Below are 19,482 nucleotides of genomic sequence, written 5' to 3' on the forward strand. Positions count from 1 at the left end.
GCGCCTACGCGCGCTCTACCGCCAACGCCACGCCCTGGCCACCACCGATGCACAGGGTCGCGAGCCCTTTGCGGGCATCACGGCGCTGCATCTCGTAGAGCAGCGAGACCAGGATGCGAGCGCCGGACGCCCCGATGGGATGGCCCAGCGCGATAGCCCCACCATTGACGTTCACCCGGTCCATATCCCAACCGAGCTCGCGGCTGACCGCAAGCGCCTGTGATGCGAATGCCTCGTTCGCCTCGACGAGCTCGAGCTCGTCGACCGACCAGCCGGCCCGTTCGAGGCAACGGCGAGTCGCCGGCACGGGGCCCGAGCCCATTACTGCCGGGTCGACGCCGGCATTGGCATACGCACGCACCCGCGCGAGCGGAGTGAGGCCGAGCTCGCGGGCACGGGCATCAGACATCATCAGCACCGCCGCGGCGCCGTCGTTGATGCCGGATGCGTTACCCGCGGTTACGCTACCGTCGCCTTTGAAGGCCGGGCGGAGCTTACCAAGGCCCTCGGCAGTGGTACCGTGCTTGGGAAACTCGTCCTCCTCGAAACGCACGGGGTCGCCCTTGCGCTGCGGCACCTCCACGGGAATGATTTCGTCACGAAAACGTCCGGCCTTCTGCGCGGCTTCGGCGCGCTGCTGCGAGCGCGCCGCGAATTCGTCCTGCTCAGCACGGGAGATGCCGTACTTGTCGGCGAGGTTCTCCGCGGTAACGCCCATGTGGTATTCGTTGAAGGCATCCCAGAGACCGTCCTTGATCATCGTATCTTCGAGCTTCCAGTCACCCATGCGCTGACCAGTGCGCGAGCGTGGCAACGCGTGCGGGGCCGTGCTCATGCTCTCCTGGCCACCGGCGAGAATCGCACTCGCGTCTTCCAGACGGATCGCCTGGGAAGCCAGATGGGTCGCCTTCAACCCGCTGCCGCAGACCTTGTTGATGGTCATTGCCGGACAGGTCACCGGTAGCCCCGCGCGAATGGCGGATTGCCGTGCCGGATTCTGTCCGGCGGCCGCCGTGAGCACCTGCCCGAAAATCACCTCGTCAATCTGCTCGGCATCGACGCCGGCACGCTCGAGCACTCCTCGCAGCACCTGCGCGCCCAGGTCCACGGCCGAGAGCTGTGCCAACGCCCCCCCGAAGGAACCGACGGCGCTGCGCCCTGCTGCTACGATCACCACATCTTGCATCGCTAACCCCTCCGTATCGGGTTGCCCGTGTTCCTCGCCATCCAGGGAAACGCTGAACAATTCCCGTGTGCCTCTGCGCTTCATAGCAGGGCGCCGGCTCAGCCCGGGCCTCGGTTGGAGCGGAGCCGGTTCCGTTCAAGCCGAGTACACAGTTGCTGCGCTCAGGGGCCGATCAGCGCGCTTTTCAGCTGCAAACGCATTGACCGACCCGAGGCTCGCGCGAATTGTTCAGCGCTTCCCTAGCGATCATAACAGCCGCATGCGTGCGATGCCGCCCTGCACAAAAGCCCGGCGACAGACGTGCTCACACACGTGCCAAGTACCGCGCCAGCGCGCCGGTCAACCACCGACGAGCCGGAAGAACGCTGCGGCCTTTGCCTCGGTCTCTTCGCGCTCGGCGATTTCCTCGGAATCCGCCACCAGCCCGCCGCCGGCGCGGTACTCGATAACCCCGTCACGCACCACCGCAGTGCGAATGGCGATATTCGTGTCCATAGCACCGTCATCACCGAGGTAGCCGATCGCCCCACAGTAGACGCCGCGGGCACTGGGCTCGAGCTCGTCGATGATCTGCATCGCTCGGTACTTGGGAGCGCCGGTGATCGACCCCCCCGGCAGGCACGCGGCGACGAGATCCACGGCGTCACGCCCGGGCGGAAGCTCGCCGGTCACCGTACTGACGAGGTGGTGTACGGTGGCGAATCGCTCCACCGTGAAGAGATCCGGCACGCGCACGCTACCGATCCGGCACACGCGGCCGAGGTCGTTGCGCAGAAGATCGACGATCATCAGATTCTCCGCGCGGTCCTTGGGGCTCGATGCGAGCGCCTCGGCAACCGCGCGGTCACGCACGGGGTCCGCCTCCCGCGCCCGTGTCCCCTTGATTGGCCGGGTACTGACACGCCCCTCGCGCAGCCACAGGAAACGCTCGGGCGAGACGCTGAGCACCGGCCGCCCGGGCAGGTCCAGGTAGGCACCGTATCCGCCGGGACTGTGACGGCGAAGCGCGAGCCACGCTCCCAGCGGATCGCCTTCAAAAGGTGCCGCGAACCGCCGGGCGAGATTGATCTGGTAGCAATCACCGGCGTGCAGATAATCCTGCACACGACGGAAGGCCTCGCCGTAATCACCGGCCGCAAGATCGACTTCGATCGGGCCCACCCGCCAGTGCCGCACCGGAGCCGGCGTCCCCATCACTGCGGCGATATCCGCGGCCAGCGCGGGTTCCGCCTGCGGTCCGGCCAGCCAGGCGGCACGCTCGACGTGATCGAGCACGATGGCCCAGTCGTACCGGGCGAGCACGGCTTCGGGCTCGTCCTCAGGAGCGGACAGACCCGCCAGGCGCCGCCCCAGATCATAGCCGAAATAGCCGATAAGCCCGCTCGCGAACGGCGCCGGGCCGCACGGCGCCTTGTCGAGGGCGGAGCGCACCGCCGCCATCGGGGTCTCGGGCAGGCGCCACGCAACGCCACCCGCCGGCCGCCACCAGGCCTCGCCGGCAGTCAGGGTCAGCCAGCCCCGCGGTGCCCCCGCGACGATGTCGTAGCGCGTTCCCGCGACACCGCCACTGTCCAACCACACCGCGCCGGGCCAGTATGCTGCGAAGGCGGAGAAGAATTGTGCCGGGTCGTTAGGATACGGTAGCGTATGGTGCATGAATTCCGAGGACGTGTCGGCCTGCCATCAAGCGTCATGAGGATACGCGGCGCGTCGGCCACGGGCGACCACTGTCCATCACCGGTGACGTCCCCGGGGGCATAGCGACCGGCAACAGGCACGGGCCGGTAACACGGGCGCGAGACCCGAACGCCCCGCGGGGGCAGCTCGTTTCCAAGGGGGAGAGGATCGATGAGCCTGCACACGCAACCCGACGCTCAGCCGTGGCGGAACGAATACGGCGAAGGTGTTCCCACGACCTTCCAACCACTGCCCGACGCCAACCTCGCCGGCCTGGTACGCCGCAGCGCCCGGGAGCACGGCAATGCCACTGCGTTCACCGTGTGTCTCGACAACGGCATGAGTGCCGACCTGAGCTATGACGAGGTGGATCAGGCCTCGGACGCCTTCGCCGCCTGGCTGCGGGATGAGGCCGGTATCCGCGACGGCGACCGCGTGGCTCTGCAGACGCCCAATTGCCTTGCGTTTCCGGTGTGCGCCTTCGGCATATTCAAAGCCGCAGCGGTGCTGGTCAACGTCAACCCGCTATACACCGCCCATGAAATGAATCACCAGCTCCGTGACTCCGGCGCCCGGGTACTGGTGATCATCGACATGTTCGCGGACAAGCTCACCGAGGCGCTCACGCAGACCGGCGTCGAGCGGGTGGTGACGCTGAGCGTCGCCGATTTCTTCCCATGGGTGAAGGGAACCCTCGTTCGCACTGTGCTCAAACACCTGCGTCGCGAGATCCCCACGCCGCCGATGACCGTGACCCCGCTGGCGGAGGCCGTCGCCCGCGGGCGCCGTAGCGGCCGCGCGCTGCGGCTTGCCGGCGATCCGGCCCGCAGTAGCGACGATACCGCGGTGCTGCAGTACACCGGCGGCACCACCGGCGTGGCCAAGGGCGCGGAGCTCACCCACGGGAACCTGATGGCGAATGTCTCGCAGATCCTGGCTCTCGCCGGCCCTGTGCTCAACCCCGGGCGAGACGTGGTCCTGACCGCTCTACCCCTTTATCACATCTTCGCCTTCACCTTTAACATGATGGCCTTCTACGCCACCGGCTGCCGCAACATCCTCTGTCCCTCGCCGCGGCCGCCGTCGAACCTGCGAAAGGCGTTCGAGCGCTTCGAGGTGACCAAGTTCTCCGCCGTCAACGCGCTATTCCAGGGGCTGCTGCGCGAGGAGTGGTTCCGCGCACGGCCGCCGCGTTCCATCGACATGAGCATCTCCGGCGGCACAGCCCTTCATCGCAGCGTCGCCGAAGAGTGGCGGCAGGTCGTGGGTAGCCCCATCTGCGAAGGTTACGGCCTGTCGGAGACTTCACCGGTGGTGTCGGTGAACCCGCCGGCGGGCGAGGTCCGCCTGGGTACGATCGGCATCCCCGTACCAGGTACCGAAATCCGCCTGGTCGACGAGGAAGACAACGACGTGGCCCCGGGCGAGGCTGGGGAGCTGGCCGTCCGCGGCCCGCAGGTGATGCGTGGCTACTGGAACCGACCGGAGGAAACCGCCGAGGCAATGCGCGGCGGCTGGTTCCACACCGGGGACGTGGCACGCATGGACGAACGCGGCTATCTCGCGATCGTCGACCGCAAGAAAGACATGATCGACGTCAGCGGCTTCAACGTGTATCCGAACGAGGTGGAAGACGTCCTCAACACGCACCCGGACGTCAACGAGGTCGCCGTGGTGGGCATCGCCGACGCGGAAGGCAACGAGCGCGTGCGCGCCTATGTGGTCAGCCGCGACCCGGCGCTCACCGAAGAGGCCGTCATCGAGTGGGCGCGGCGAGAGCTCACCGGCTACAAGGTGCCCAAGGAGGTGATCTTCCGCGAGGAGCTGCCGAAATCGCCCGTGGGCAAGATCCTGCGCAAGGATCTCCGACGCGAGGCGGCAGGCAGCCAATAAGGCTGCCACTCACCCCATGAGCAGGCGCTGAACCTCGGCGATTTCGCCCCGCGCCTCCTCCAGCAGCGTCTCCTCGGACCCGGCGCCGAGCCGGTCAAGGCCGAGGCGCGCGAATACCGGCAGCTCGGCGAGCGTCGGCAGGCCCTCGGACTCGGCGCTGCCGGCGAGGCACTGAAGCTGTGCGGCGACGACGAGGTCGGCATAGTCCGCGGGACCGTCGTGGTCTCGCGACCACTGCTCCGCCGCCAGTACCACGTCGATCATCTCGTCGGAAAAGTTCCAGCGCCGCAGGATCATGCTGCCGACATCCGCACGGTGCGCCGCAATGGCGGCCTCCAGGCGTTGCGGGTCGTTGGCGAGGCCAGCGTAGTCGGCAGCGTGCGCGAGCATGGGCACCACGCCAATATCGTGCACCAGCCCGGCGAGCAGCGCCCGGTCGGCGTCGAACCCGCCGAGACGCCGGGCCAGCACCGCCGCTGTCGCCGCCACCAGCGTGCTGTGCATCCACAGCTCCACCATGCGCTTGTTGAGCAGCGGATTGGGGCAGCGGAAAACCTCGCGCATGGTCACCGCGGTGACGATCTCTCGCACATTGCGCAGCCCCAGGCGGACCACCGCCACGTTGAGGCTGTCCACCGTGTTCTGCCCGCCGTAGAGCGCGCTGTTGGCCACCTGCAGCACTTTCGCGGCCACCGCCGGATCGGCCTGGATGATACGGGCCACTTCCGGCGCCCCCACGTCGGGATCGGCCACGGCGGAACGCACTTTCACGGCGATATCGGGCATGCTCGGCAGGCTCAAGCGATCCTGGAGGAGATCGCTGATCAGGCCCGTGTAGAGCTGCTCGGATTCGTCCGTGCCGCCGAGCTCCCCCACCTCGTAGTCCGGTGGCTGATCGGCAGCGGCCAGCAGTTCTTCGATGCGCGCGGTGGCCAGGCGGATCAGGCGCACCTCCGTGCGCGCAAGGGCATTGAGCGTATGGGTACCCCCCATACCCAGGGGCTCCTCGGCTACGCCGGCATCGCCCAAACCGACGACACTCCGCCCGGACTCGCCCGGTGCCTCCACCAGCACCACCTCGCCGGAGAGCACGTAGCGTGTCCACTCATCGCGCTCGCCGCGCCGGAAGATCAGCGTTCGCGGCGGATAAGTCTCGATCTCCGCCTCGGCGGCAAGCGCTTCCAGCTTGCCACGGTCGAGCTCGCGCAGCGGCGCCACCCCCTCAAGCCAATCGGCTGATACCTCAGTGCTCATAGCGTCCTTATCCGGTTTCCGTTGCCGCCTCTCACCACCACTGACACGTACCCGAGCCCCACGGGCGGCAGTGGGCAGCCTGCCGGGACGGCATGCTAATCTATGGCGATTATGCCAGCCGCCGGCGCGCGGCGGCCGGTATCATGTCACAGCGATCAACCATTCCGGGGAGGATCATGGCAGGACACAGCAAGTGGGCCAATATCCAGCACCGCAAAAAGGCACAGGACGCCAAGCGCGGCAAGATCTTCACCAAGGCGATTCGTGAGATCACCGTCGCGGCGCGCATGGGCGGCCCCGATCCGGACACCAACCCCCGGCTGCGCCTGGCGGTCGACCGTGCGCTTGCGGTCAACATGCCCAAGGACAACATCGAGCGCGCGATCAAGCGCGGCGCCGGCACCGACGAGACCGCCAACTACGAAGAGCCGCGATTCGAGGGCTACGGCCCCGCGGGCGTGGCCATCATGGTCGACTGCATGACCGACAACCGCAACCGCACGGTCAGCGAGGTCCGCCATGCCTTCTCCAAGCACGGCGGCAACCTGGGCACCGACGGCTGCGTGGCCTATCTCTTCCAGCAGCGTGGCGTCATCCTCTTCCCGCCGGAGAGTGATGAAGACCGCATCATCGAGGTCGCCCTGGAGTCCGGTGCGGAGGACATCGTCAACAACGAGGACGGCTCCCTCGAAGTGCTGACCACGCCCGAGGACTATCACAACGTCAAGGACGCGCTCGTCGCCGCCGACCTGGAGCCGGCGGATGCCGAGGTCACCATGCGCCCGGAAACCACCGTCGAGGTCGGCGACGAGGACGGCCGCAAGACCCTGCGGCTGATCGAGCGGCTGGAAGATCTCGACGACGTGCAGCACGTCTACACCAACGCCGACATTCAGGAATCGGCTTACGAAGAGGCCTGAGTTGGCGACCAGCCCGCATATCTCAGCGAATCGCTCCGAGATCGGCGGATCGTGGTGCGTCGCGCCCGCTCCGGTGCAGGCCAGCGTGCCAGGCTGTGTGTTCGGCCACGCTACCCGGCCCGGCGGCGGTCGCCGGACCGGGTGTCGGTGACATATGCGGGCTAACGACCCGGCACCGCGCCGGGTGCTGGGCATCGACCCGGGATCGCGCGTCACCGGCTTCGGCGTGGTGGACACCGACACGCGCCGGCTCGCCTACGTGGCGAGCGGCGTTATCCGGGTTGAGGGACGAAGTTTCCCGGAACGGCTGCGCGCGATCTTCGAGCAGCTCGGTGAGGTGGTGGAAAGCTACGGACCGGCGGAGTGCGCCATCGAACAGGTGTTCGTACGGCACAATCCGGACTCCGCGCTCAAGCTGGGCCAGGCGCGCGGCGCGGCGATCTGCGCGTGCGTCGGCCGAGGGCTACCGCTCGCCGAATACACCGCCTCCATGGTCAAGCAGGCGATCACCGGGAACGGCGCGGCCGGCAAGGAGCAGGTACAGTATATGGTGCGCACGCTGCTGGGCCTCAAAGGCCGCCTGCGCGAGGACGCCTCCGACGCCCTCGGCGTGGCGCTGTGCCACATTCATCGCGACCGCCTCGCCGGCCGCCTCACCGGCGGCGGCTGGGAGTAACGAAGGCATGATCGGACGCCTGCAGGGCACCATTGTCGAAAAACAGCCACCCACGCTGCTTGTTGACGTACACGGCGTGGGTTACGAGCTCGAAGCACCCATGTCGGTTTTCTACGAGCTGCCGCCGGTGGGCGAGGACGTGGTGCTGCGCACCCATCTGGCCGTGCGCGAGGACGCACACGTGCTCTACGCCTTTCGCACCGAGTCCGAGCGGCGACTGTTCCGCAACCTCATCCGTGTCTCCGGCGTTGGCCCCAAACTCGCCCTCGCGCTGCTCTCCGGCATGCCCGCCGAAGATTTCGTACGCTGTGTGGAGGGGCGGGACATCAACGCCCTCACCCGTCTGCCCGGCGTCGGCAAGAAGACCGCCGAGCGACTGGTCATGGAAATGGCCGACCGCCTCGGCGAGCTCGGCGCTGCGACGTCGGCGCCCGCGCCCGTCAACGGCGGTGACACGGCGCCACCGGCAGACGCCAGCGGCGAGGCCGTGAGTGCGCTGATCGCGCTTGGCTACAAGCCCGCCGAGGCAAGCCGTCTGATCAAAGGTATCGACACCGACGGGCGCGACAGCGAGGCGCTCATCCGTGAAGCGCTGCGCCGCGCGGTACGCTCGGGATAGGACAACAGGCCCCAGGCAGACGACCCCATGATTGAGGCCGACCGCGTCATCAGCTCCACTGCATCCGCCGAGGACGAGGCCGTCGATCGCGCGATTCGCCCGCGCCGGCTCGCCGACTACGCCGGCCAGCCCAAGGTGCGCGAGCAGATGGAGATCTTCGTCTGCGCCGCACGCGGCCGCGCCGAAGCCCTGGACCATACCCTCATATTCGGCCCGCCCGGGCTCGGCAAGACCACGCTCGCGCACATTCTCGCCCACGAACTCGGCGTGAACCTGCGCCAGACCTCCGGCCCGGTTCTGGACAAGCCCGGGGACCTGGCAGCGCTGCTCACCAACCTCGAACCCCACGACGTGCTGTTCGTCGACGAGATCCACCGTCTCGCGCCAGTGGTCGAAGAGGTGCTCTATCCGGCGATGGAGGATTTCAAGATCGACATCCTCATCGGCGAGGGACCGGCGGCGCGCTCGATCAAGCTGGACCTGCCACCATTCACCCTGGTGGGCGCCACCACCCGTGCGGGGCTGCTCACCTCGCCACTGCGCGACCGCTTCGGCATCGTCCAGCGCCTGGAGTACTACAGTGTCGAGGATCTCACTGCCATCGTGCACCGCTCCGCCGAGCTGCTGGCGCTCGCCATCGATCCGGCCGGCGCCACGGAAATCGCGCGACGCTCCCGCGGCACGCCACGCATCGCCAACCGTCTGCTTCGCCGGGTCCGCGACTACGCCGAGGTCAAGGCCGACGGCCGCATCACCGGCGAGGTCGCCGAGGCGGCGCTGTCATTGCTCGAGGTGGACACCAACGGCTTCGACGTCCAGGACCGCCGGCTGCTCGCCGCCATCATCGAGAAATTCGACGGTGGCCCGGTGGGACTCGACAACCTGGCCGCGGCCATCGGCGAGGAACGCGGCACCATCGAGGACGTGATCGAGCCCTACCTCATCCAGCAGGGCTTTCTCCAGCGCACCCCCCGCGGCCGCATGGCCACACGCAGCGCCTGGCGCCACTGCGGCTTCAACCCGCCGCCCCGGGGGGAGCTGCCCGGCGACCTCTTCGACGAATCGTAGGGGGCCACCGTGCGCCCGCTTCGCCCACGCTCGCTGCTCTCTCTCATACTCTTCGGCTTCGGCGTGGTGATCCTGCCGCTGTTCGTCGCCTTGGGCTACGCCGGTGTCTATGTGGACCGGCTTTCCGAGCAGGCGCAGACGACGGTCTACGACGCCGCGCGCGCGATCCAGCTCTCCAGCAACCTGGACGACGTGCTCACCCGCCTGGAACGGGCCGCACGGCAGTACCTGGTCCTCGATGATGCCGGCCTGCTCGACGTCTACCGGGATGCCCACGAACAACTCCAGGACAATGTGCTGCGCCTGCGCCAGATCGCCGCCACCGTGGACCAGCAGCGCCTGCTGGAGACCCTCGAGACCGAGGAGGCAGAGCTGTTCGAATCACTCACCGCCGAGCAGCCCGCCGAAGGCCTGGACCAGGAAGCCGTCGCGGAGCGCTTCATCGGCCTCGGCGAGCTCGCCGACGGGGTGCGCGCACGCAGCAACGACGTCATTGACCGCGAGGTCGCCCGCATGCAGCGCCTCGGCGCCATGGCGCAACGCTGGCTGTTCTGGATGGGCGCCGCCCTGCTGCCGCTAACGCTGATCTCGGCGGGCATCTTCACGGTGCTCATCTCCCGTCCCATCCGCGAGGTCGAAGGCGCCATTCGCCGGCTCGGCGACGAGCAGTTCGACGCCCCAGTGCAGGTATCCGGCCCCCGGGATCTGGAGGTTCTGGGCGAGCGACTGGACTGGCTGCGCCAGCGTCTGGTGGAACTCGAGAATCAGAAGACGCGCTTCCTCCGCCACGTCTCCCACGAGCTCAAGACGCCGTTGACCTCGATCCGGGAATCGAGTCAGCTGCTGAGTGACGAGATCGTCGGCCCGCTCAACGACGAGCAGCGCGAGATCTCAGCGATTCTCCACGACAGCGGTCGCCGCCTGCAGGACCTCATCGAGGACCTTCTCGACTTCTCCCGCACACAAAATCGCACGCCGCAGCTCAATGTCCGCACCGTTTCCCTGGAGCAGATCGTCACCGCCGTTCTCGCACGCCACAAGGCCGCGATTCGCGCACGGAGGGTGAAACTCCGACGCGACCTGCAACGCGGCCGCCTGGAGGGCGACGCCGAGAAACTGGAAACGGTAGTCGACAATTTGATATCCAATTCCGTGAAATTCTCTCCGAAGGGCGGCACCCTTAGCGTCCGCGTCGAAGAACGGAACGAAGCCGTGGTGCTCGAGGTCGCAGATGAGGGGCCCGGCATCCCGGCGGGCGAACGGGCCAAGATCTTCGACGCATTCTTCCAGGGTGATCGCCAGCCCGAGGGCTACGTAAAAGGCTCCGGTCTGGGGCTTTCCATCACCCGGGAGTACGTGCTCGCCCATCACGGCGATATCGAGCTGCTCACGGACGAGGACAGCCACGGTGCACACTTCCGCATCACGCTGCCGCGTCGCCACGACGAGGTGCGACCCCGTGAGAGCGTCACCACGACACCAACGACGCGATCCGCCTGAGGACCGCGCCAACGACGGCACGAACATGCGCAGACTGACACTGGTCACACTCGCCCTCGCTGCCGCGCTCGCCGGCTGCGAGGCGCTGCGCCTGCCCCAGGGATCAACCACCGGGGAGGCGCCACATACCACGATACCCACGCCGGACCCGGAAGCCCGGCGGGTACGGAAGCTGGTCGACTACTATCACACCGTCGAGCGGCTGGAACCGAGCGTCGTCTTGGACCGATTCGAAGCCATGGCAGCGGCTCGGCAAACGCCGGGCTGCACCGTGGCGCGCGTGCGCTCTGCTATGCTCATGACACGTATGCCAACGGCAGACCGGGCCAGTGATGCCGAGGCCATACTCGCCCCCTGCCTGGACTCCCCCGCCGTGCGAGCTTCCACGCGTGGCGCCCTCGCTGCGCTGGTCGCACGGGCACTGGAGTGGCGCGCACGGAATGCACAAGCCAACCACGGCGCCGCTGCCAGGCAGCAGGAGCTGGAGAAACTGCGCGCGGAGAACGCGGAGCTGCGCAAGCAGCTCGAAGGGCTCAAGGCCATCGAGGAAAGCCTGCAACGCCGCGACCGCCGAAACAACGCCGAGGAATAGCATGGCAAACGCATACCGCATCCTGGTGGTGGACGATGACCCGGGTGTCCTTCGTCTGCTCTCCATTCGCCTCAAGTCTCAGGGCTACGAGGTCGCCACGGCACAGAGCGGCGAAGAGGCACTGTCCAACTTCACCGGTGTCCGCCCCCACCTCGTAATCACCGACCTGCGCATGGACGGCATGGACGGCATGACGCTGTTCCAGCACCTGCGCGACCAGCACCCGACGCTGCCGGTGATCATCCTCACCGCCCACGGCTCCATTCCCGAGGCGGTGCAGGCGACCAAGAACGGCGTGTTCGGCTTCATCACCAAGCCGTTCGAGGCCCCCTATCTGCTCCAGCAGGTGGAAAGCGCGCTTCGGCTATCCGGCGCCATCCCCACCGACGAGGACGCCACCGTCGACAACGCCTGGCGGGAGCACATCATCACCCGCAGCCCGGAGATGGAGGACGTCCTCGAGCGCGCCCGCATGGTCGCGCCCAGCGAGGCGAGTGTGTTCATCCACGGCGAAAGCGGCTCGGGCAAGGAACTGCTCGCGCGCGCCGTTCACAACGCCAGCCGCCGCGCCTCGGGCGCGTTCGTGGCCGTCAACTGCGGCGCGATCCCGGAAAACCTGCTGGAATCCGAGCTCTTCGGTCACAAGAAAGGTAGCTTCACCGGCGCCACCAGCGACCACGAAGGGCTCTTTCATGCCGCCGACGGGGGCACGCTGTTCCTCGACGAGATCGGCGACATGCCGCTGTCGCTGCAGGTGAAGCTATTGCGCGTGCTCCAGGAGCAGCAGATCCGGCCTGTCGGCTCCACGAACCCGGTGCCGGTGGACGTGCGCATCATTTCGGCCACGCACCGGGATCTCGAGCACGAGATGGGCGAAGGCCGCTTCCGCGAGGATCTCTACTACCGGCTCAACGTGGTCTCGCTGGCGCTGCCCTCGCTCGCCGACCGCCGCGAGGACATCCCGCTGCTCGCCAACCACTTCCTCCAGCAGCTCGCGCAGAAGTACGACAAACCCCTGCGCGGATTCGCACAGGAAGCGCTGGAGCGGCTCGTCAGCGCTCCCTGGCCGGGCAACGTGCGCCAGCTCTACAACGTGGTCGAGCAGGTCGCGATCCTCTCCACTACCCCCATTGTCGCCGACGAGCTGGTCCGCAAGGCGCTGCGCGACGACACGCCGGGGTTACCCGCGTTCGCCGACGCCCGGCGCGACTTCGAGCGGGATTACCTGGTGAAGTTGCTCCAGATCACCCAGGGCAACGTGACTCAAGCGGCGCGGCTCGCCAAACGCAACCGCACCGAGTTCTACAAGCTGCTCAACCGTCACGAGCTCAACCCGGGCATGTTCAAGCACGCCCGAACATAGGGCGTGGCAGCTTGCACAGCCGACGTCGCCGCCGGACTACGCTGGCGGCGACGTCCGGCCCATTCGCCGCGTCACGACGCCGCAACAGAGCTGTCGCCGGGCAACGACATTGCCGGAAGCGATCGAATTTAAAAAGAAAAAACAGCCATTTATCAAAACCGCCACACAGTCGATCCGGATCGAATCGACCCGTCCGTGGTCACCGCCGGTGTCTCTGCTAGTATCTCTTCCAACGCAAGGCGGCAAACGCCCGCATGCAGCAACAACGGTTTTCGCGCCTGCAGACTCCAAGAAGCCCCGTCACCCCCTCATTCCGGTCTGCAGGTGCTTTCTCTTCACGCCCCCGGCCATCCGCCGGGGGTTTTTTGTTTGCAGCCACATCCCGACGCAACGCACACGGTCACACCCTGCGGTGATCCGCGCTTGCCGCAAACGGGAGGGATGGCTACATTGGCCGCCACTCGGACAGCGGAGGCAGCGGTGACCGGACCCACCGACAAGGCGACGGCGTTCTCCTGGCCGGTGCGTGTCTACTACGAGGACACCGACTGTGGCGGGATCGTCTACCACACCGCCTACCTGCGCTACATGGAACGTGCCCGCACCGAATGGCTGCGCCAGCTCGGATTCGGCCAGGAGTCGCTACGGCGGGAACTCGACCGTGTCTTCGCGGTCCGCTCCCTGGACATCAACTACGAGCGCCCGGCGCGCCTCGACGATGCGCTGACCGTGATCACCCGCGTCAGCCGCCCACGGCGTACCGCGCTGTACTTCGATCAGCGCATCGTCAACGAAGCCGAGCAGGCGCTCTGCCTGGCCGGCGTCACGGTGGTGTGCCTCGACGCCGCAGGTCTGCGACCGCGCCCGCTGCCACAAATACTTGCTGCGGAGATTGCCGATGTCGGTTGATCTGACCTTAAGCCACCTCATTCTAGAGGCAAGCCTCGTCGTCCAGCTCGTGATGCTGACGCTGCTGGCCGCCTCGATCGCCTCCTGGGCGCTCATTTTCCGCAAGCGCCGCGCGCTCAAGCAGGCGCACAACGGCGCCGAGGCGTTCGAGGACCGCTTCTGGTCCGGCGGCAACCTGGCCGAGATCTACGCCCAGGTACAAACGCCCCACGAAGAGACCGGCGGCATGGAACGCATCTTCCGCGCCGGCTTCCGTGAATTCTCACGCATGCGCAAGCACGGCGCCGGTGGCGAGCCGACCGTGGAGGCCGCACACCGCGCCATGCGCGTCGCGCTCTCGCGGGAGAGCGATGCACTGGAAGCCTACGTGCCGTTTCTCGCCACGGTGGGCTCCACCAGCCCTTACGTGGGACTCTTCGGCACCGTCTGGGGCATCATGAACGCCTTCATGGCCCTGGGGCAGATGCAGCAGGCCACCCTCACCACCGTGGCACCCGGCATCGCCGAAGCGCTGATCGCCACGGCCATGGGCCTGTTCGCAGCGATTCCGGCTGTGGTGGCGTACAACCGCTACGCGAGCCAGATCGAGCGGTTGATCAACCGCTACGAGATTTTCGTCGAGGAGTTCACCAGCATCCTCCAGCGCCACGTGCAGAGCCAGCCCGCAGGCGCCGCCGCCCGCGGCGCCGCGGAATGACCGCGAGGAGAGCGCCGTGCCGAGCACTCTGACCCCGCGTACCCGACGCATCCGCCGCCGCCCGATGGCGGAGATCAACGTCGTGCCCTACATCGACGTCATGCTCGTGCTGCTGGTCATCTTCATGGTCACCGCCCCTCTGCTTTACCAGGGCGTGGAGATCGACCTGCCCCAGCAAAGTGCGGAGCCGATGGCCCAGCAGGACCAGGAGCCGGTGATCGTCGAAGTCGACCGCGAGGGCAAGACCTACCTCAACCTCGGCGAGAATCCCGGCGAGCCCGTCACCACCGAGAAGCTCGTCGCCACGATCACCGCCGTGATGCGCCAGCGCCCCGACGCCCCGGTAATGGTACGCGGTGACCGGGGTGTGGCCTATGGCCGGGTGATCGAAGTGATGGCCCGGCTCAAACAGGCCGGCGTGCCCCAGGTGGGACTGATGACCCAACCCGCGCCGGAGGAAGGCTGATGCGCGGCCGTGTCACACGCGACATACTGCTGGCCATCGCGCTGCACGTGGTTGTAGTGCTCGCTCTGGGGCTGAGCTTCAAGTTCAGTCCATCCAGCGGCGGCCCGAAACAGCCCGAGGCGATTCAGGCCGTGGCCGTGGACGAAGCCCAGGTCCAGCAGGCCATGGAAGAGATCGAGACCAACCGCGAGCAGGCCGAGCGCAAACGCCGTGAAAAGCTCGAAGCGCTGGAGGCCGAGCGTAAGGCGGAGCAGGAACGGCTCGAGAAGCTACGCGAGGAACGCGAAGCCGAGGCGCAAAGGCAGAAGGAGCTCGCCGAACAGCGTAAGGCCGAGCAGGAGCGCCTGGAGAAACTCCGCAAGGAGCAGGAAGCCGAGGCACAGCGCCAGAAAGAGCTCGCCGAGCAGCGCAAGGCCGAGCAGGAGCGCCTGGAGGAACTTCGCAAGGAGAAGGAAGCCGAGGCACAGCGCCAGAAAGAGCTCGCCGAGCAACGCAAGGCCGAGCAGGAACGCCTGGAGAAGCTTCGCAAGGAGCAGGAAGCCGAGGCACAGCGCCAGAAGAAGCTCGCCGAAAAGCGCAAAAAGGAACAGGAGCGCCGGGAACAGGAACGCCGGAAGCAGGAGCGCGAAGCACGGGAAGCCGCGAGGCAACGCGCCGAAGAGGCGCGCAAGGCCGAACGCCAGCGCGAGCTCAAGGAGCGACTCGACATGGAGCGCCAGCAACGCGCATTCAGTTCGGCCAAGAGCCAGTATATCCCGCTGTGGCAACAACAGATCGGACAGGCATGGATCCGCCCCCCCGGCGTCGGCGACGGGTTATCCTGCGTGATCCAGGTTCGCCTCGGCGCGAGCGGCGAGGTCATGAGCGCCCGTGTGGTGGAATCCAGCGGCAACGACGCCTTCGACCGCTCCGCCGCCGCTGCTGTACAACGCGTCGGCACACTGCCGATGCCCCAGGATCCCCAGGTGGCGGCCCAATTCCGCCAGCTTCGTTTCCGCTTCACGCCTCAATCGTGAGACCACACGCCATGAGACGACTGCATCGCCTGCTAGCCGCCCTGATCCTCAGCCTGAGCGCGACCGGTGCCGGCGCCCAGATCACCGTGGACATCACCGGTGGTGCTGTCGGCGCCCTGCCCCTGGCCGTAGTCCCCTTCCAGGGCAGTAACGCGCCGGAGGACCTCGCCGCCATCATCCGTGACGACCTGCGGCGCACCGGGTTGTTCAAGCCGCTGCCGAGCGAGGACTTCCTCGCCCGCCCGGCGAGCATAGACGAAGTACAGTTCCAGAACTGGCGCGCCCTCGGCGCGGACAACCTCGTCGTCGGCAGCATCCAGGAAAGCGGCGGCAAGTACCAGGTCCGCTTCGAGCTGCTGGACGTCTACGGCAGCTCTCGCCTGGTCGGCAAGCGCTACACCGCCGGTGGCAACAGCCTGCGCACCCTCGCGCACACCATCAGCAACGAAATCTTCCAGGCACTGGCGGGCCGCCCCGGTGGCTTCAACTCGCGCATCGCCTATGTCCAGGCCGAGGGCGAAGGCGACAGCCGCCGCCACCGGCTCATCGTCGCCCAGGCAGACGGCCGGCAGCCACAGACCATCCTCACCTCGCAGGAGCCGCTCATGTCCCCGGCATGGGACCCATCGGGGGATCGACTGGCCTACGTGTCGTTCGAGGACCGCCGCTCCGAGATCTTCGTGCAGAACGTTGCCACCGGCAAGCGCCGCAGCGTCGCCAGCTTCAAGGGCATCAACGGCGCCCCCGCCTGGTCGCCGGACGGCCAGAGCCTGGCCATCACCCTGTCTCGCGGCGGCAACGCGGAGATCTACATACTCAACGTACGCTCCGGCGAGACCCGCCAGCTCACGCGACACTGGGCCATCGACACCGAGCCGGTCTGGGCGCCGGACGGCGAATCGGTGCTATTCACCTCCGACCGCGCCGGCGGCCCGCAGATCTTCCGCAAGGCCATCACCGGCGGCGAGGCCGAGCGCCTCACCTGGGAAGGCGACTACAATGCCTCCCCCGACATATCGCCGGACGGGCGCCTGCTCGCCATGGTGCACCGACGTGACGGCCAGTTCCGGATTGCCGTGCGCGACATGGAGACCGGGCTCGTGAACATACTCACGCGCGGACCGCTCGACGAAAGCCCGACCTTCTCCCCCAACGGCGTCATGCTCGGCTACACGCGGACCGCCGCCGGCACCCCGGCAATCGCCACCATCTCGGTGCATGGCCGCGCGGAGGACACCCTGATCGAGGCCAATGCCGACGTGCAGGAACCGGCCTGGTCACCGAAATAACCGACTCACGCAACCATTCGTAACGGAGGACATACCATGCAACCCGCATTTCGCTGGATTGCCATCGCTCTGCTCGCACTCGCTGTCACCGGCTGTGCCACCACGGACAAGACCGAAGGCGATGCTGCCACCATGGACGACACGAACGGCGAAGCCGTCACCGGCACGGGAGCCGATGATGGCACCATGACCGGCGAGGAGATGGATGGCGCAGAAGCTAGCGGTGCCGGCGCCGAGGGCGGCTTCACCAGCGCCGACCTGGAAGACCCGGCGAGCCCGCTTTCCACGCGGGTATTCTACTTCCCGTTCGACAGCAGCCAGCTCAGCGACGGGGACACCGAAACCCTGACCGCGCACGCCGAGTACCTCGCCACACACCCCGAGGTCAGCGTGATCGTCGAGGGTCATACCGACGAGCGCGGCGCCCGGGAGTACAACCTGGCCCTCGGCGAGCGCCGCGCCCAGAGCGTCTCCGACATCCTTACGCTCAACGGCGCCGCGGGTGATCAGGTCACCATCGTGAGCTACGGTGAGGAGAAACCGGCGGTCAACGGTCACGATGAACAGGCCTGGTCCAAGAACCGTCGCGCGGAACTCGTCTACGAGCGTTAAACGGCCATGAAGGCAATGACCTTAACCCGGCAACTGACCGGCAGCGCCCTGGCGGCACTGCTACTCGCCAGCGCCCTGCCCGCGACCGCCCAGAGCCAGGAGTCGCTCGAACGCCGCCTGACGGTGCTGGAACGCAAGCTCGATAGCGGCACGCTGACCCGCATGCTCAACCAGTTCAGCACCCTGCAGCAGGAAGTGCAGCGGCTGAACGGCCGCATCGGCGAGCTTCAGCGTCGCATCGAGGAGCTCGAGAAACGCCAGCGCAGCATGTACTCCGACCTGGACAACCGCCTCCTGCAGCTCGAACAGGGCGGCGCGACCGCGGGCGGTAGCATGGGCGGTGGTACCATGAGCGGCAGCAGCTCGAGTTCCGGCGGTACGATACCGGGCACCACGACGCCCGGCGCGACCCCACCGGGCGACATGCCGGATACCGGCACGACGCCCCCCGACGCACCGGCCTCGGGCGGCACCGGCGCCAGCGGCTCCACGCCCAGCGATACCGCACGCGCCGACAACGGCACGGACACGACTCAGTCCCCGGGGACCGGGTCGCAGACCGGTAGCACGGCAGGCCGCGGCAACGTGTATGCGGAGTACCAGTCGGCCTTCGACACCCTGAGCGCCGGCCGCTATCAGGAAGCCGCGCAGGCGTTCCGCAACTTCCTCGACCGCCACCCACGCGGCGAGTACGCCGACAATGCCCGCTACTGGCTGGGCGAAACACACTACGTCGTGCGCGAATTCGACCAGGCGCTGGACCAGTTCAACCGCGTGCTCAACGACTACCCCAACAGCGCCAAGCGTCCCGACGCCTTGCTCAAGATCGGCTACATCCACTACGAGAACGGCCAGCTCGGCCAGGCCCGGCAGAGCCTGCGGAAAGTGGTGGACCAGTATCCCGACTCCTCCGCCGCCAGCCTCGCGCGCCAGCGTCTCGAACAGATCGGCGGCTAACCGGAATCGGCGGCGGAAGGATTGCCCGACCGCCGCCGATTCGCTATTATTGCGCGCCTCGCGGGCCCTTAGCTCAGTTGGTAGAGCATCGGACTTTTAATCCGCTGGTCGCTGGTTCGAGTCCAGCAGGGCCCACCAGAACATTTAGGTACTTGGCTGAAGCCCGCCCTTCAAAGGCGGGCTTTTTTGTGCGCAGGTGTCAACCAAGTGTCACCACGAGTGTGGGAAACACTCACGCCGCTTTCTCAGCTCGTTCCTGGTCTCCCCAAGTCCGTCCTCACCGACACCCTGCCCTGGCGCTACGCAGCGCCGGCATGTGGCCGTGACTGTCGACCGACCAAGAAGCGGCTGACATGGCATCGCGCACGCTTCGGCCCGCCGTGGCAGAATTGCTTGACGCGGCCCTTGTGGTCCCCGCCGTAGAAGGTTTTGCGGCAGACCCACTGCCCGGTCTGGACGCGGAGCGTGCCCGATTCCAGGGCCTCTTCAATATCGTCGGTGACCTCGAAGGCCGGGAGGTAGGCGGTCATTCCCATTCCTCCGATTCGAGGCAGTCTTGCGTGACGAGGGCGAGATTGATCATCCGGTGCTTGCCCACCTTCTTGGAGGGCAGGTAAGACCTGACCGAGGGGGAAGCCCCGTTAGCTCCGCAAAGCGCTCCCTGGTGACCAGCAGCCAGATGATGAGTTGCCGGGCTTGGTGGTCTTCCATGAGTTACTGTCGAAAGTGGTGTACAGGCGGGATTGAGAAAGGCGGCGTATCCGGCTGGAATGGAAGTGCCAGCAACC

The 19,482-nt window shown here is 67.0% G+C and carries 20 protein-coding genes and 1 tRNA gene; 16 read left to right on the top strand and 5 right to left on the bottom strand.

Going from position 1 to position 19,482, the window contains the following annotated elements; genetic code table 11:
* Positions 1-4 precede the first annotated feature (4 nt).
* Together ACPEES_RS15760 and pabB are read right to left on the bottom strand one after the other, a co-directional pair.
* The gene (locus tag ACPEES_RS15760) at positions 5-1,186 is read right to left on the bottom strand and encodes an acetyl-CoA C-acetyltransferase (protein WP_435104501.1); all 1,182 of its coding nucleotides are present in this window, start codon (positions 1,184-1,186) and stop codon (positions 5-7) included.
* A gap of 339 nt (positions 1,187-1,525) precedes the next feature.
* Entirely contained in the window at positions 1,526-2,842 is a 1,317-nt protein-coding gene (gene pabB, locus ACPEES_RS15765; protein WP_435104502.1) for an aminodeoxychorismate synthase component I, read from the bottom strand.
* A 192-nt stretch (positions 2,843-3,034) separates the two neighbouring features.
* On the opposite strand from pabB, the gene ACPEES_RS15770 reads away from it, so the two are divergent.
* Positions 3,035-4,756 (top strand): AMP-binding protein, encoded by a 1,722-nt coding sequence (locus ACPEES_RS15770; protein ID WP_435104504.1) that lies wholly within the window; start codon positions 3,035-3,037, stop codon positions 4,754-4,756.
* 9 nt (positions 4,757-4,765) lie between these two features.
* Here ACPEES_RS15770 and ACPEES_RS15775 read toward each other — a convergent pair whose 3' ends face one another.
* Entirely contained in the window at positions 4,766-6,010 is a 1,245-nt protein-coding gene (locus tag ACPEES_RS15775; protein WP_435104505.1) for an HDOD domain-containing protein, read from the bottom strand.
* Positions 6,011-6,186: 176 nt separating this feature from the next.
* On the opposite strand from ACPEES_RS15775, the gene ACPEES_RS15780 reads away from it, so the two are divergent.
* The 15 genes from ACPEES_RS15780 (at position 6,187) to ACPEES_RS15850 (ending at position 18,832) form a co-directional block, all read left to right on the top strand.
* Complete coding sequence (locus ACPEES_RS15780) at positions 6,187-6,930, top strand: YebC/PmpR family DNA-binding transcriptional regulator (protein WP_435104506.1); 744 nt, start codon at positions 6,187-6,189, stop codon at positions 6,928-6,930.
* Between the two features lie 154 nt (positions 6,931-7,084).
* A complete protein-coding gene (gene ruvC, locus ACPEES_RS15785) occupies positions 7,085-7,606 on the top strand; it encodes a crossover junction endodeoxyribonuclease RuvC (RefSeq protein WP_435104507.1) in 522 nt (173 codons plus the stop codon).
* A 7-nt stretch (positions 7,607-7,613) separates the two neighbouring features.
* Positions 7,614-8,225 carry a Holliday junction branch migration protein RuvA gene (gene ruvA, locus ACPEES_RS15790; protein WP_435104508.1) on the top strand — a complete coding sequence of 204 codons (612 nt, stop codon included), beginning with the start codon at positions 7,614-7,616 and terminating at the stop codon, positions 8,223-8,225.
* Between the two features lie 27 nt (positions 8,226-8,252).
* Positions 8,253-9,293 carry a Holliday junction branch migration DNA helicase RuvB gene (ruvB, locus tag ACPEES_RS15795; RefSeq protein ID WP_435104509.1) on the top strand — a complete coding sequence of 347 codons (1,041 nt, stop codon included), beginning with the start codon at positions 8,253-8,255 and terminating at the stop codon, positions 9,291-9,293.
* 9 nt (positions 9,294-9,302) lie between these two features.
* Positions 9,303-10,793 (top strand): ATP-binding protein, encoded by a 1,491-nt coding sequence (locus tag ACPEES_RS15800; protein ID WP_435104510.1) that lies wholly within the window; start codon positions 9,303-9,305, stop codon positions 10,791-10,793.
* Positions 10,794-10,818: 25 nt separating this feature from the next.
* Positions 10,819-11,385 (top strand): hypothetical protein, encoded by a 567-nt coding sequence (locus tag ACPEES_RS15805; RefSeq protein WP_435104511.1) that lies wholly within the window; start codon positions 10,819-10,821, stop codon positions 11,383-11,385.
* 1 nt (position 11,386) lies between these two features.
* Positions 11,387-12,748, top strand: coding sequence for a sigma 54-interacting transcriptional regulator (locus tag ACPEES_RS15810; protein WP_435104512.1), 1,362 nt, complete (start codon positions 11,387-11,389; stop codon positions 12,746-12,748).
* 480 nt (positions 12,749-13,228) lie between these two features.
* Complete coding sequence (gene ybgC / locus ACPEES_RS15815) at positions 13,229-13,657, top strand: tol-pal system-associated acyl-CoA thioesterase (protein ID WP_435104513.1); 429 nt, start codon at positions 13,229-13,231, stop codon at positions 13,655-13,657.
* A complete protein-coding gene (gene tolQ / locus ACPEES_RS15820) occupies positions 13,647-14,354 on the top strand; it encodes a protein TolQ (protein WP_435104514.1) in 708 nt (235 codons plus the stop codon). Before ybgC ends, tolQ begins: the two co-directional genes overlap by 11 nt.
* A gap of 64 nt (positions 14,355-14,418) precedes the next feature.
* Positions 14,419-14,820: a protein TolR gene (gene tolR, locus ACPEES_RS15825; protein WP_435104522.1), complete on the top strand. Its 402-nt coding sequence runs from the start codon at positions 14,419-14,421 to the stop codon at positions 14,818-14,820.
* Entirely contained in the window at positions 14,820-15,836 is a 1,017-nt protein-coding gene (gene tolA, locus ACPEES_RS15830) for a cell envelope integrity protein TolA (protein WP_435104515.1), read from the top strand. Before tolR ends, tolA begins: the two co-directional genes overlap by 1 nt.
* An 11-nt stretch (positions 15,837-15,847) precedes the next feature.
* Positions 15,848-17,125 (top strand): Tol-Pal system beta propeller repeat protein TolB, encoded by a 1,278-nt coding sequence (gene tolB / locus ACPEES_RS15835; protein ID WP_435104516.1) that lies wholly within the window; start codon positions 15,848-15,850, stop codon positions 17,123-17,125.
* Between the two features lie 36 nt (positions 17,126-17,161).
* The gene (gene pal, locus ACPEES_RS15840) at positions 17,162-17,737 is read left to right on the top strand and encodes a peptidoglycan-associated lipoprotein Pal (protein WP_435104517.1); all 576 of its coding nucleotides are present in this window, start codon (positions 17,162-17,164) and stop codon (positions 17,735-17,737) included.
* A gap of 6 nt (positions 17,738-17,743) precedes the next feature.
* Positions 17,744-18,694: a tol-pal system protein YbgF gene (ybgF, locus tag ACPEES_RS15845; RefSeq protein ID WP_435104519.1), complete on the top strand. Its 951-nt coding sequence runs from the start codon at positions 17,744-17,746 to the stop codon at positions 18,692-18,694.
* A gap of 62 nt (positions 18,695-18,756) precedes the next feature.
* Positions 18,757-18,832, top strand: a tRNA-Lys gene (locus ACPEES_RS15850).
* A gap of 161 nt (positions 18,833-18,993) precedes the next feature.
* Here ACPEES_RS15850 and ACPEES_RS15855 read toward each other — a convergent pair.
* On the bottom strand, positions 18,994-19,224 hold the full coding sequence (locus ACPEES_RS15855; protein ID WP_435104520.1) for a hypothetical protein: 231 nt from the start codon (positions 19,222-19,224) through the stop codon (positions 18,994-18,996).
* Positions 19,221-19,482: hypothetical protein (locus ACPEES_RS15860; RefSeq protein WP_435104521.1), on the bottom strand; the 262-nt coding region annotated here is incomplete at its 5' end. The genes ACPEES_RS15860 and ACPEES_RS15855, both read right to left, overlap by 4 nt.

Origin of the sequence: Arhodomonas sp. AD133 (assembly GCF_051195215.1) — a bacterium.
In the GTDB taxonomy this organism is placed as follows: Bacteria; Pseudomonadota; Gammaproteobacteria; order Nitrococcales; family Nitrococcaceae; genus Arhodomonas.

Bases quoted from the DNA above. Each gene is read 5' to 3' on its own strand.
- ACPEES_RS15760 (WP_435104501.1), bottom strand. From the start codon at position 1,186: ATGCAAGATGTGGTGATCGTAGCAGCAGGGCGCAGCGCCGTCGGTTCC.
- pabB (WP_435104502.1), bottom strand. From the start codon at position 2,842: ATGCACCATACGCTACCGTATCCTAACGACCCGGCACAATTCTTCTCC.
- ACPEES_RS15770 (WP_435104504.1), top strand. From the start codon at position 3,035: ATGAGCCTGCACACGCAACCCGACGCTCAGCCGTGGCGGAACGAATAC.
- ACPEES_RS15775 (WP_435104505.1), bottom strand. From the start codon at position 6,010: ATGAGCACTGAGGTATCAGCCGATTGGCTTGAGGGGGTGGCGCCGCTG.
- ACPEES_RS15780 (WP_435104506.1), top strand. From the start codon at position 6,187: ATGGCAGGACACAGCAAGTGGGCCAATATCCAGCACCGCAAAAAGGCA.
- ruvC (WP_435104507.1), top strand. From the start codon at position 7,085: ATGCGGGCTAACGACCCGGCACCGCGCCGGGTGCTGGGCATCGACCCG.
- ruvA (WP_435104508.1), top strand. From the start codon at position 7,614: ATGATCGGACGCCTGCAGGGCACCATTGTCGAAAAACAGCCACCCACG.
- ruvB (WP_435104509.1), top strand. From the start codon at position 8,253: ATGATTGAGGCCGACCGCGTCATCAGCTCCACTGCATCCGCCGAGGAC.
- ACPEES_RS15805 (WP_435104511.1), top strand. From the start codon at position 10,819: ATGCGCAGACTGACACTGGTCACACTCGCCCTCGCTGCCGCGCTCGCC.
- ACPEES_RS15810 (WP_435104512.1), top strand. From the start codon at position 11,387: ATGGCAAACGCATACCGCATCCTGGTGGTGGACGATGACCCGGGTGTC.
- tolQ (WP_435104514.1), top strand. From the start codon at position 13,647: ATGTCGGTTGATCTGACCTTAAGCCACCTCATTCTAGAGGCAAGCCTC.
- tolR (WP_435104522.1), top strand. From the start codon at position 14,419: ATGGCGGAGATCAACGTCGTGCCCTACATCGACGTCATGCTCGTGCTG.
- tolA (WP_435104515.1), top strand. From the start codon at position 14,820: ATGCGCGGCCGTGTCACACGCGACATACTGCTGGCCATCGCGCTGCAC.
- tolB (WP_435104516.1), top strand. From the start codon at position 15,848: ATGAGACGACTGCATCGCCTGCTAGCCGCCCTGATCCTCAGCCTGAGC.
- pal (WP_435104517.1), top strand. From the start codon at position 17,162: ATGCAACCCGCATTTCGCTGGATTGCCATCGCTCTGCTCGCACTCGCT.
- ybgF (WP_435104519.1), top strand. From the start codon at position 17,744: ATGAAGGCAATGACCTTAACCCGGCAACTGACCGGCAGCGCCCTGGCG.
- ACPEES_RS15855 (WP_435104520.1), bottom strand. From the start codon at position 19,224: ATGACCGCCTACCTCCCGGCCTTCGAGGTCACCGACGATATTGAAGAG.